The organism is Clostridium kluyveri (assembly GCF_001902295.1).
Lineage (GTDB): Bacteria > Bacillota > Clostridia > Clostridiales > Clostridiaceae > Clostridium_B > Clostridium_B kluyveri_B.
Map to the genome: position 1 here is coordinate 4,225,965 of NZ_CP018335.1, position 12,287 is coordinate 4,238,251.

Below are 12,287 nucleotides of genomic sequence, written 5' to 3' on the forward strand. Positions count from 1 at the left end.
TTTATTTCTCAGATATTTTTACCTCCTGTAATCATGCCCTGGTATTCAACATTCCTATATCATTATCATCAAAAAATTCTCTACAAGCAGCTATGTTCATCTCTTCTTTTTTTTCGTGAAATTCAATATCTATATTATACCCTATGTTTGATAAACTCTCCAGTATTGTTTCATATCCTTGTTTCATTAAGCCTATCCACTCCTTATTGCATTTAATATCTATATTCATATTGATATTATTCACCGTTAGATATGCATCTACTATTCCCATATTTTCAGTACTTATAGATGTTATTATCTTCACATTAGTTGCATCTATTTTTTTCCCCTTTTTTCTATCATCTTTAATCATAAGTTTGCACTGATAATCCATGTCATTTAAATTTATAGGCAAATCCATATAATAATAAGAATTAGATATGGTGTTAAATAACTTAAAATCATTTACATTGCTATTTAATTGAGAAATTATATTTTTAGAAAATTTATTTTCACTATCATTATTTTGTTCTAAAAATGTTCTTATTATATCTTTCATTTCATCTGTTTTCATATTTATCTGTTCTTTTATATGGTTTACCATTTCATCCATATTACCTGCAATCACATTTAAATCTTTAGAAGTTCGAGACGTTGTTCCTTTTTCCTTTTCAAAATAGTTAAGTATATTATCTAATTTCTCTTTGATCCCCTCTTCCTGTATATCTTTAGGACTAATATTTTTATTTATATCTAACGATTGGTCATTTTTAGTCTGTGATTTATCTTCGCCATTGATACTTTTTATCTCCTCTGAGAATTCATTTGGTTTATCTATATTTTCTGTCATTATACTAGGTCTTAAATCTGTATTTGTTTTTTCTCCATTTGCATAAGTAACTTTTCCATCTGTATTTAAATTACCTACTATATTGTCTTGCTGTTTTTTATATATACCAGATTCTTTTGCATTTTCAGTATTTTCTATGCTCTTATAAGTTAATTCATCAGCTTTTAGAATATCCCCTAAATATTTTATTTCATTATATATAGTACCTTCCTCTTTAAACACTTTATTAAAGCTTTTTATATTATCTTCATTTAATTCTATATTGTTTTCTAGTAGAATAAATAAGTCTTCTTTGCTTATATTTTTTAGTTCGCTAAAGAAATTCTTAAGGGTATCTTTTATAAAATTTCCTTTTTGGCTATCAGATTCTACATTTTTACTAAGCAAATAATTTTTTATAAATGTATCTTCCTCTGTAGGATTTTCTTTTATTTTATTTATAAAATCTATAGTGGTTTTTATGTTAGAAATATTCTCCTTGGTAAGCGGTATTTCACTTTTTACCATTTTCTCTATGATATCATAATCTTCACTGTTTAAGTTAAGGGAATTTTCTTTAATAAAAAGTCTTATGGAATCTTTACTCTGATTTTGTCCTTTTTCTTCTGCCGTGACAATTTTTAGTTTTAATTTATCATTTTCAAATCCTTCTACCTGAAGCCTTATAAGCTTATTTTCCACGATACTTTCAGGATTATCTATTTGGGCTGAAAATTTCCAACCATCTAAGAGTTTCAAAAGTATTTCTCCTGTATATTTATTTAAATTTAATACCCTAGCAGAAAATTTTTCTCCTATTTCAAAAGACAACTTTGCAGATATTTGTTTACTATTCATGTTATATACACTATTTACATTCCATATTCCCGCCAACTTAATCACCCTTTATAATTTATTAAAAATATCTCTTAATTGAAATTATCGTATACAATTACTGTTTTATAAAGTGAAAATACAATAAAAAAATCTGGAGACATGTCCCAGATTTTTAGTTGCTATTTTGTGCTAAATTTTTACTTTTTGAGAGTTCTTTATTTTGTTATGTTCCTGCTTTAACAGAGGTGAAACACTCTTGTAAAGAACTAGTGTTAAAATGGTAAGAGTTATACCTTTTAACAAGTTAAATGGAACAATAGCCAGTAATACAAATGTATTCAAATCCGTTATGCTGCTGTTTATTTTTGCTGCCATATCCACCATTGCACTTATAGGGAAATTAAGCGCTCTCTCATAAAGTGGAAGCAATATGAAATAATTCAAAAGTCCTGCTGCTATTGACATTGCAATAGTGGCTGCCCCTAAACTTATCACTGCCACCTTTCTGGTCTTATGCCTGTTATATATATACCCCGCTGTAAAAACTAAAACAGAACCTACTGCAAAGTTTGCAAGTTCTCCTACAAATGCAGTTTTTCCATTGAATATTCCATGAAGTACATTTTTCAAAAACTCTATGGCAATTCCAGCTCCAGGTCCTAATGCAAAAGTTCCAATTAAAGCCGGCAAATCGCTTATATCCATTTTTAAAAATGTCGGAAATATAGGAATTGCAACTTCTATGAACATAAATAAAAATCCTATTACGCCTAACAATGATACCTTCACTAATCTGTTTAATTTACTACTGTTCATTTTAAATACCCTCCTAAAATATTAAGTATAATCTCCTAGGTGAATAATAAAATAAAAAAACCCGGCAAAAACACCAGGGCTAATAAACATACTATTCTATCTTCTCCCATCCAGACTCTACTGTCGGCTTCAGAATTTCACTGAATCATGCTGCACACGCAGCTCGCGGGCTATACCGCCGGTGGGGAATTTCACCCCGCCCTGAAGATTATATTTTAATTTTTATAAGTTCATTATAATACTTTTAACGACAAAATTCAATACATTGTTAAAATAATTTTTATCTATTAATAAATATTTATAACTAATTATGTTAATTTTATATTCATTTTTCTGCTATTTCATACTGAGTGAAATTCTTTTTCTCTTTTCATCAACTTCAAGTACAGTTACATTGACAATATCTCCCACCCGGACTACATCTAGTGGATGCTTTATAAATTTATCAGACAGCTGACTTATATGTACTAAACCATCCTGATGAACACCTATATCTACAAAAGCACCAAAATCTGCTACATTTCTGACTGTACCTGTAAGTGTCATTCCTGTTTTAAGCTGGTTTATATCAACTATTCCTGTTTTCAATATAGGTTTTGGCAGTTCCTCTCTTGGATCTCTCCCTGGCTTCTTTATTTCTTTCATTATATCCTTTAAAGTAGGAATACCTATATCAAGTTCCCGTGATACATTATCTATACTAATCTTTTCAACTCTATTTTCTATATCTACAAGACCGCTATTTTTCAAGTCTTTATCACTATACCCAAGGGTTTTCAAGAGCTTTTTAGCAGCACTATAGGATTCTGGATGTACTGAGGTATTATCAAGAGGTTCATCACTTTCCATAACCCTTAAAAATCCTGCACATTGTTCAAAAGCCTTTGCTCCCAGTCTCTTAACCTTTAAAAGCTCTTTTCTATTTTTAAACTTACCATTCTCTTCTCTATAAGCTACAATATTTTCGGCTATAGCTGAATTTATTCCAGATATATAAGATAGTAAAGAAGCCGTTGCCATATTTAAATCTACTCCCACACTATTTACACAATCCTCTACAATACCCTTTAGCGACTCATCCAATTTTTTTGGTGAAACATCATGTTGATATTGACCTACCCCTATGGATTTAGGATCTATTTTCACAAGTTCCGCCAGAGGATCCTGCAGTCTTCTTCCTATGGATATAGCTCCTCTTAGTGATACATTTATATCGGGATATTCTTTTGCAGCCAGTTCCGAAGCAGAATATACAGAAGCTCCAGCTTCTGATACCACCACATAATAAACATCCTTATTTTTTTCTTCTTTTATTTCTTTTATAAGTCTGCCAATTACTTCTTCTGATTCTCTACTTGCTGTGCCATTTCCAAGAGATATCACACTAACATCATATCTATACACTAAATTCTTTAATATCTTTAGAGAACCTTCTACATCATTTTGAGGCGCTGTAGCATAAACTGTAGCAGTATTTAGAAGTTTTCCCGTATCATCTAAAACTGCTATTTTACATCCTGTTCTAAATCCAGGATCATATCCAAGCACATTTTTTCCTTTTATAGGTGGCTGCATTAAAAGTGCTTTTAAATTGGCCTTAAATATCTTTATGGCACCTTCTTCTCCCATATCTGTGAGTTCAGATCTTACTTCCCTTTCAATAGAAGGATATATAAGTCTTTTTAAAGAATCCTCTACACTTCTTTCTATATAACTATCAGTTACTTTATTTCCCTTTAGGCACTCTCCTTTTAAGTATTCTATTATTTTATTCATATCACAGGTTATTTTTACAGATAAAATTTTCTCTTTTTCTCCCCTATTTATAGCAAGTATTCTGTGAGGAGGGATAGACTTTATCGCTTCATGATAATCATAATACATTTCGTAGGGAGTTGGTTCCTCACTTTCCCCCTTTGTTTCAATCGTTCCATTATCTTGAACAAATTTTCTTATCCATTTCCTATATTTTGCCTCATCAGATATAATCTCGCTTATTATATCTACAGCTCCTGAAAGAGCATCTTCTGTAGAATTTACATCCTTTTCTTCATTTATAAATTTTTCCGCATATTCTTCTATATTATCTTTAAAATTGCCGCCTAACATTATCTGTGCTAGTGGTTCTAGTCCTTTTTCTTTGGCAATAATAGCTCTTGTTCTTTTCTTTGGTTTATACGGCCTATATATATCTTCAACTTCTGTTAGGGTAGTGCAACTTTCTACAGATTTTTTTAATTTCTCTGTAAGCTTACCCTGTTCTTCTATTATTCTTATTACGTCCTCTTTTCTAGCTTTAAGGTTTCTAAGATATATAAGCCTTTCTGCCAGTTTTCTCAAAGTGACATCACTCATGCTTCCCGTTAACTCTTTTCTATACCTGGCTATGAAGGGAACTGTATTGCCAGAGTCTAATAATTCTATTACATTATTTATATATTTTTCATTTACGTCTAACTCTCTAACTAGTATGTCTACTATATCGTTCATTTTAACCTCCCGATGAATACTATTGATTATGTTTAATTTATCTAAATATGTAAACAATTAATTTTTCAGTTAATTTAAAATAAAAGCTTTATAAATTTATGTTAAACTAGCTAAAAATATATTACAACAGTTGAATGGACTTTGGCAAATTAATATATTCAAGAATCATTAATTTGAAGCAAAAAATATAAACTATTTGGCCTTATAAGAATATAAATGAGATTATCTTTATAATGTTCCAATACTACTCTGTCTCCCAAATTCCCTGTTGCACAAATTTTAATGCTTTCTCTTGAGCTTTTTTACGATATTATGATTATATCCTAAAATACCTAGAAGTTTTATAGCATTCTGGGTTGTGGCCCTGCCATTATGGATTTTATAGTCAAATAATATTTCATCATTTATAATTTTCTCTTGAAAATGATAATTTTCAAAATACCTTTCTAATATATAAGTAAGCTCTACATCATGAGTGGCAGCTATACATATACAGTTATTTATAGTTAAATATTTCAAAACCTGTGAAGAAGCTGCCATTTTATTTTTTCTCCTTATTGTAATTTTAAGGTCCAAATATTACTTATAAATAGCCTTAATAGGATCCAAGTTTGCTGCCTTATATGCCGGAATTATCCCAAAAATTATTCCCACAGTAATAGATGTAATAGATGACCCTATTAATATTGCTATGGTTATAACTGGATTGAATGGTAAAAAGGCTCCTAAAATTAAGGATATCAGATATCCTATAACTATTCCAATAATTCCTCCTATACCTGTAATAAATATTGATTCTATTAAAAACTGCAGTAGAATTGCACCTGGTTTTGCACCTATAGCTCTTCTAATACCTATTTCACGACGACGTTCTGTGACAGATACATACATTATATTCATTACTCCAATTCCACCCACAAATAAAGATATTCCTGATACAACAGCTATAAAAATAGTTATACCACTTATTATTTTTTCAAAAGCTTTAGAGATAGCTTTGGGATCCCCCTTAGTATAACTTCCTTTTACATCTGGGTGAAGAGTTTCTAGTTCTTTTTTTACTTCTTTAAATACGGAGTCAGAGCTGAATCCCTGCTTAACTTTAACATCAATTGAAGAAATTGATATATCATTTTCTAAAAGTTTCTTTGCAAATTTAGGCACATAATCATATTGCATGGACAATAAACCTGAACCTCCATTTTCAATGCCAATAACTTCAAAAAACTCATCCTTTATTTTAATTCCCTTTCCAATCCCCTTATTTACATCTTCTCCAAACAATGCTTTAGCGTGATCTTTTGAAAGCACCACCACATAATGCTTAAACTCATCGTCTTCCTGGGTTATGCCTCTCCCTGCCACAATGCTTGAATTCTTGTCATAATTGTTTATCGTAAGATAAGATTGCTTATCAAAAAAAGTTGCATTTTCAACAACTCCTACCAGACCTTCCAGTCCGCTGCTGCTCTTAGTAACACTTTCTACACCATCAACATTTTTAAGAGATTGAAAGTCCTTATACTCAAATGGTGTATCTACTTTTGTAGAATTCACATCTGAAGGTTCAAAATTAACAGTAATAGTATTTGCCCCCACATCACTAGTAGATTGATTTACCTGTGCTTTTAACCCTTCTCCAATAGAAAGAATAATAACCACAGAACTTATTCCAATAATTATTCCTATCATGGTCAAAAAAACTCTAAGCTTATGTGTACGTAAACTTAAAACTGCACTATATATAAGTTCCCACAAATTCATATATTATCCTCCTCAGAAAAAATACCGTCTTTGAGAAAAACACAATGAGTAGCGTATTTTTTAAGATCACTATCATGAGTTACCATTATAATAGTTTTATTTTGTTTATTAAGTTTAACCAATATATCAATGATTTTTAGGCCAGTTTTCCAGTCCAGTGCACCTGTAGGCTCATCTGCCAGAATGACATCGGGATCATTAACAAGTGCCCTTGCAATTGAAATACGCTGTTGTTGCCCCCCAGATAACTCATTTGGATAACTTTTAAATTTTTCCTCAAGTTCAACATTTTGAAGACTTTTTTTTACCATGTCAATTCTTTGCTCGTTACTATATCCTCCATGATACAATAGTGGAAGTTCAATGTTTTGAGCTACTGTTAGAGATTCAATTAAATAAAATTGCTGAAATATAAAACCAATATGACTATTTCTAAATGAGCAACGTTGGTTTTCTGTCATTTTCGTAACATCTTGTCCATTGAATAAATAACGTCCTTCATTGAAATTATCAAGAAGCCCTAGGATATTCAACAAAGTGGTCTTTCCACTGCCTGACTTTCCCATTACAACCACAAATGAACCTTGTTCCACTCTAAAATCAAGATTCTTTAAAATATGACAGCACTCTTTATCCTGTTCATACCACTTACATAACCCTTTAACTTCCAGAAGATGCTTTGTCAATGCTGTCCCCTTCTTTCATTTCACTAGATGGATTTTTCATAATTTTATCATTAAAATCTAAACCACTTTTCACCTGCACATATGTATTATTATATTTTTCAACCCTTACACGTACTTTTCTTAATTTTTTATTTTTTACAAGCCATACAGATTTATGTCCATTATCATTAAAAACTGAGGATACTGGAATTTTGGGCAGTTCACTTTCATCCACCGCAGTTCCCTGAATATGAAAACCTGCATATATGCCCTGATGATTGTCTATATCAATATAAACAGGGTAATAAGACAGACTGCTTCCTGTAGCTTGTGTTAAGTTTGAGGCTGGAGCACCTTGAATAGCCTGTGCTTGTGATGGTTCAGTACTAATGGAACTAATAGTGCCTTTAAATTCTTCATTTGTACCATACACAGTAATCTTTATTTTTTGACTTTCTTTAAGTTTTAACACATCTTTTTCACTAACACTAGCTACTACCTGCATTTTAGGGTCAATCAATGTCAAAATAATTTTATTAGTACTATCCTCATTATCTGATATCATTGAAACGATACCATCAAAGGGAGCGGAAATTGTAGTATATCGTTTATCCTTAATATTGTTTAACTGCTGTTTTAAACTTGTCTTCTGACTATTGATTTCAGAAATTTGAGTACTATTTTGTACATTTGCCATGGATTTTGCTTGAGTCTCAATACTGTTAAGCTGCTGGGTGAGAGTGTCATATTGCTCTATCATCTGGTCATTCTTATAGGTGAATAAAGTTTGCCCCTCTCCTACCTGTTCTTTGTCCTCCACATTTATTTTATCAACGGTTCCCTTAGTTGCATCTTCAGTAAAATTTAATTTCCTGGAATATTGAACCTCTCCGTCTAAAAATATATTCTGCTGTGCTGGAATAGTATATATATCAAATAATGAATCATTTTTATGTGCGTTTCGTTTATTATAATTTAAAAAAAGTGTTACAACAAACAATATAATAATTACACCAACAGCAGAACCAATAATTAATATTTTTTTTCTATCTTTCATAAGTCCATCCCTTTCTCTGCATTGGTATTGTCAAAAATTTTAATATAATTTCTGACGTAACCCTTTTATTTTCAACAATTTTATATAAATAACTTGCTCCCCCCAAACTTTTAGGGTAAATTAGTGATTTGCAAAGTCATAATTTCCAGCAAAGAAGAAAGGAGCAAGCTACAAGCATGATTAACGAGTTTCTTGTTAAATACATTATTTACCTACACAATATGATTAACCTATTATTTATTCTTTTAGTTGGCAAACCCATGTTTACCCCTGCCTCTGACGAACCAGTAAAAAAGGAATATAGAAAGCTTCAGGTAGACAAAATACCTATATTTGAAATACCTGAAAAGCTTGATTATAAAGTTCTTCTACATAACTATTTTGAAAGTCACAAGAAAGAACTTACACCTGTTAAGCCACGTAAGAATAAAACTATCATTCCTAAAGAAGTTAAGTGTCCTAAATGTGGTGCTCCCCACCAGTATCTTTACGATAATAATGGTGGCAGAGGTCAATACCTTTGTAAGGTATGCAACACAGTATTTAACCCTAAAAATTATTTTCAAAAGTCCGTTATTTTAAAATGTCCTTACTGTGGTAAAACACTTGAAAAAATCAAAACTCGCAAGGACTTTTATGTGCATAAATGTAAGAATGATGAGTGTGATTTTTATAAAACCAATTTAGCTTCAATGACTAAAAAAGAAAGAGAAGACTTTAAAAATAACCCTCACAACTATAAAGTTAGATATATAACTAGGGAATTTACTTTTGACTATAAGCCTTTTAGCAGTAAAAGCCCTGTTAAATCTAAAATTAGTCTGCCTAAAATAATGGTTTCGTCTCATACTTTAGGATTAATTATGTCTTACTACGTAAACTACCATATGTCTTCAAGACAGACGGCTTCAATAATGAGGGATATTCACGGTATTAAAATATCTCATCAAACAGTTTTAAACTACGCTGATGCTGTATCCCATGTGGTAAAGCCCTTTGTTGATAACTACAATTATGAGTTATCTAATTCTTTTTGTGGTGATGAAACATACATAAAAGTTAACGGTAAATGGCAGTATATCTTCTTTTTCTTTGACTCTGTTAAGAAAATTATTCTTTCTTATAGAGTTTCACCAAATAGAGATACTCTTTCAGCAGTTAAAGCTTTAGACGACGTTTTATCAAAGCTTAAGGATATACCTAAAAAACTAAATTTCATTGTTGATGGTAATCCAATCTACTTGTTGGCACAACATTTTTTCGCAAGCGAAGACATTAACTTCGATATTACTCAAGTCATAGGTCTTACAAACAATGATGACGTTTCAAAGGAATACAGACCTTTAAAACAGATAATTGAACGTCTTAATAGAACCTTTAAAGGCAGTTATAGGACAACCTGTGGTTTTAATAGTTCAGATGGTTCTATAGCATTTGTAACATTATTTGCTGCATATTTTAATTTTCTAAGAACTCATTCAACACTTAATCATAAGGTTCCAGTTCAAATACCTGTACTTCAAAGTCTTCAAACCATGCCAGCTCGTTGGTGTAAGCTTGTTGAACTAGCTCAAGACTATTGTATATCACAGGCTACCTCCTAAGATTTTATATCTATTTAGCTGAGCCCTAAAGCAGCTGTTGCCGTCAGCGAACCCTTGACAAACCGAATTAGACAAATTTTAAAATTGGTTTTCAGAGGGCTTTTTGTCATGTCTTTATATCTTTTCCCTTCGCCCTCTTCAAGGTAAAACAAAATTTGGATAATGTTTGTCAAGGGCAACTGCGGTTATTTGTAACAAACTTACATTTATGGGTGCCCTAAAAATTTATTATTTTATAGTTTTTCATAAACTTTTTACACTACCTCTGCATTCAAATCACCAAAATTGCCGCATATTAAAGTTACTTTAGAGTTTTAAATAAGAGTGTAAAGATATAATCATAACAAGTATGCAGGAAATTGCAACAATAGCAAAACTTTTCTTTTTTGAAATCTTTCCAACTACGGATATGCCTATAGTCAATAATACTATCTGCCATATATTGAATATATCAAAGTTATCTAAAAATCCATTTAGTAATGTAGGTTTAGTTAATGCTTTTACCCCTAAAGGGTTACTTGTGATGGCCATATACAACCATTTTATAATTTTACCAATAGTTATAGACAGCATACTTAAACAGTATACAGATACAATCTGTTTGTATTTTATTTTAGAACCAAAAATTCTAGCCAGCCCCATGTAAACCAATGCTCCTAAATATATACCTATTATAGTAGTTATTATAATAGTTACAGTCTGTATAGGTATTGAGGTTGCATATTCTATAGATTTTTCTATAAGTGCTTGAGATGTGCCAGCCGCTGCTTCTTTAAATTTATCCGTAATTGATTTTTTTAAAATATCTATAGAAGTAGTCATTTGCATGATTCCGTAAATTATATTGATTAAAATAATTAAAAGCATAGTCCATAAATACTTAGGTTTTTCTATAAATTCACTAAAAATAATGCCTGGTTTCTTGAAAAAATAAACAATCTTTTTGTCAATACTCAAATTTTCCTCATTTTCTTTAATATCCATGAAAAGTCCCTCCTGTATTTCATTTTTAAAATTACATATTCTACATAATCATATAGAATTCCTCCTTAGTTCTATAAAAAGACTCAAGAAAATGGTCAAAATACATCATAAAAAAAATTATGGATGCATCATGCACCCATTTATCATTTACCACTTTGTTGTTTTAAATAACCTTTTATAAAATTATCTATATCACCATCCATTACAGAAGATACATTACTACTTTCTACGCCGGTCCTATGATCTTTCACCAAATTATATGGATGGAATACATAAGATCTTATCTGACTTCCCCATCCCATATCTTTAAGTTCTCCCGTAAGATCCTCTATTCTATCTTTGTGTGCTCTTTCTTTCAGTTCTACTAATTTGGCCTTTAAAATTTTTAATGCTTGTTCTTTATTATAATGCTGACTTCTTTCATTTTGGCACTGTACAACTATTCCAGTAGGTATATGAGTTATCCTCACCGCAGATTCAGTTTTATTTACATGCTGTCCTCCTGCACCCCCTGATCTAAATGTATCCACTTTCAGATCTTCAGGTCTTATTTCTATATCCTGATCCCCTGTCAGTTCAGGCAAAATCTCCACAGATGCAAAAGAAGTCTGCCTTTTCCCATTGGCATTAAAGGGAGATATTCTGACTAAACGATGAATACCCTTTTCACTTTTTAAATATCCATAGGCAAACTCCCCAATAATGTTAAGGGATACACTCTTTATACCGGCATCTTCTGCCTCAAGCATATCTATGATATTTACCTTATATCCCATTTTTTCTGCCCATCTTATGTACATTCTAAGAAGCATTTCAGTCCAATCCTGAGCATCTGTGCCACCTACTCCCACATGTAGATTTAATATGGCATTATTTTTGTCATATTCTCCACATAAAAGTATTTCTGTTCTAAATATTTCAACTTGAAATTCTATATCCTTTATATCCTTCACGACTTCTTCAAAGGATAAAATATCTTCTTCCTCTCTTATAATTTCCAATAGAACCTTAGCATCTTCTATACTCTGTGATAATAGGTTATATTTATTTAGTCTACTCTCCAAGTTTTTTTCTTCACTTGCTATTCTCTGGGCATCATCTATATTATCCCAAAAATTAGGTTCTTGCATCTTTGCCTGAAATTCCTCTATCTTATTTCTTAAGTTATCTAAGTCAAAGAGACTCCTTTATTTCTTTTACAATTTCTGATAATTCATTCAGTTTACTAATGGTTTCTTCTAGTTGAATCAACATCTAATCAC

At 31.2% G+C, this 12,287-nt stretch carries 10 protein-coding genes and 1 riboswitch; of the genes, 1 reads left to right on the forward strand and 9 read right to left on the reverse strand.

Annotated features, from left to right (window positions below):
• Positions 1–31 precede the first annotated feature (31 nt).
• The 7 genes from BS101_RS20710 to BS101_RS20740 form a co-directional block, all read right to left on the reverse strand.
• Positions 32–1,711 (reverse strand): hypothetical protein, encoded by a 1,680-nt coding sequence (locus tag BS101_RS20710; RefSeq protein ID WP_242951349.1) that lies wholly within the window; start codon positions 1,709–1,711, stop codon positions 32–34.
• Between the two features lie 123 nt (positions 1,712–1,834).
• On the reverse strand, positions 1,835–2,461 hold the full coding sequence (locus BS101_RS20715) for an ECF transporter S component (RefSeq protein WP_073540610.1): 627 nt from the start codon (positions 2,459–2,461) through the stop codon (positions 1,835–1,837).
• 94 nt (positions 2,462–2,555) lie between these two features.
• Positions 2,556–2,674: riboswitch (FMN riboswitch) on the reverse strand.
• Positions 2,675–2,797: 123 nt separating this feature from the next.
• Positions 2,798–4,951 carry a Tex family protein gene (locus BS101_RS20720; protein ID WP_073540612.1) on the reverse strand — a complete coding sequence of 718 codons (2,154 nt, stop codon included), beginning with the start codon at positions 4,949–4,951 and terminating at the stop codon, positions 2,798–2,800.
• A gap of 279 nt (positions 4,952–5,230) precedes the next feature.
• On the reverse strand, positions 5,231–5,491 hold the full coding sequence (locus BS101_RS20725) for a hypothetical protein (protein WP_242951350.1): 261 nt from the start codon (positions 5,489–5,491) through the stop codon (positions 5,231–5,233).
• Between the two features lie 39 nt (positions 5,492–5,530).
• A complete protein-coding gene (locus BS101_RS20730; RefSeq protein ID WP_073540613.1) occupies positions 5,531–6,715 on the reverse strand; it encodes an ABC transporter permease in 1,185 nt (394 codons plus the stop codon).
• Positions 6,712–7,401: an ABC transporter ATP-binding protein gene (locus tag BS101_RS20735; protein WP_073540615.1), complete on the reverse strand. Its 690-nt coding sequence runs from the start codon at positions 7,399–7,401 to the stop codon at positions 6,712–6,714. The genes BS101_RS20730 and BS101_RS20735 overlap by 4 nt, the downstream gene beginning before the upstream one ends.
• Positions 7,376–8,437: an efflux RND transporter periplasmic adaptor subunit gene (locus tag BS101_RS20740; RefSeq protein ID WP_073540617.1), complete on the reverse strand. Its 1,062-nt coding sequence runs from the start codon at positions 8,435–8,437 to the stop codon at positions 7,376–7,378. The genes BS101_RS20735 and BS101_RS20740 overlap by 26 nt, the downstream gene beginning before the upstream one ends.
• Positions 8,438–8,658: 221 nt before the next feature.
• Between BS101_RS20740 and BS101_RS20745 the strand changes: the two genes are divergently transcribed.
• Positions 8,659–10,041, forward strand: a complete 1,383-nt coding sequence (locus tag BS101_RS20745) for a DDE-type integrase/transposase/recombinase (protein ID WP_207649431.1) — start codon at positions 8,659–8,661, stop codon at positions 10,039–10,041.
• Between the two features lie 306 nt (positions 10,042–10,347).
• Here the strand turns inward: BS101_RS20745 and BS101_RS20750 are convergent, their stop codons facing one another.
• Positions 10,348–11,025, reverse strand: coding sequence for a Yip1 family protein (locus tag BS101_RS20750; RefSeq protein WP_073540619.1), 678 nt, complete (start codon positions 11,023–11,025; stop codon positions 10,348–10,350).
• A gap of 143 nt (positions 11,026–11,168) precedes the next feature.
• Positions 11,169–12,279, reverse strand: a protein-coding gene (prfB, locus tag BS101_RS20755) for a peptide chain release factor 2 (RefSeq protein WP_156876114.1) whose coding sequence is annotated in 2 segments (ribosomal slippage) — positions 11,169–12,200 and positions 12,202–12,279 — 1,110 coding nt in all. Because the reading frame shifts where the segments join, the coding sequence is not laid out codon by codon here.
• Positions 12,280–12,287: the final 8 nt, after the last annotated feature.

Excerpts from the sequence above, each read along its gene's own strand:
- BS101_RS20745 (WP_207649431.1), top strand. The coding sequence starts at position 8,659 with ATGATTAACCTATTATTTATTCTTTTAGTTGGCAAACCCATGTTTACC.
- BS101_RS20715 (WP_073540610.1), bottom strand. The coding sequence starts at position 2,461 with ATGAACAGTAGTAAATTAAACAGATTAGTGAAGGTATCATTGTTAGGC.
- BS101_RS20720 (WP_073540612.1), bottom strand. The coding sequence starts at position 4,951 with ATGAACGATATAGTAGACATACTAGTTAGAGAGTTAGACGTAAATGAA.
- BS101_RS20730 (WP_073540613.1), bottom strand. The coding sequence starts at position 6,715 with ATGAATTTGTGGGAACTTATATATAGTGCAGTTTTAAGTTTACGTACA.
- BS101_RS20740 (WP_073540617.1), bottom strand. The coding sequence starts at position 8,437 with ATGAAAGATAGAAAAAAAATATTAATTATTGGTTCTGCTGTTGGTGTA.
- BS101_RS20750 (WP_073540619.1), bottom strand. The coding sequence starts at position 11,025 with ATGGATATTAAAGAAAATGAGGAAAATTTGAGTATTGACAAAAAGATT.
- BS101_RS20725 (WP_242951350.1), bottom strand. The coding sequence starts at position 5,491 with ATGGCAGCTTCTTCACAGGTTTTGAAATATTTAACTATAAATAACTGT.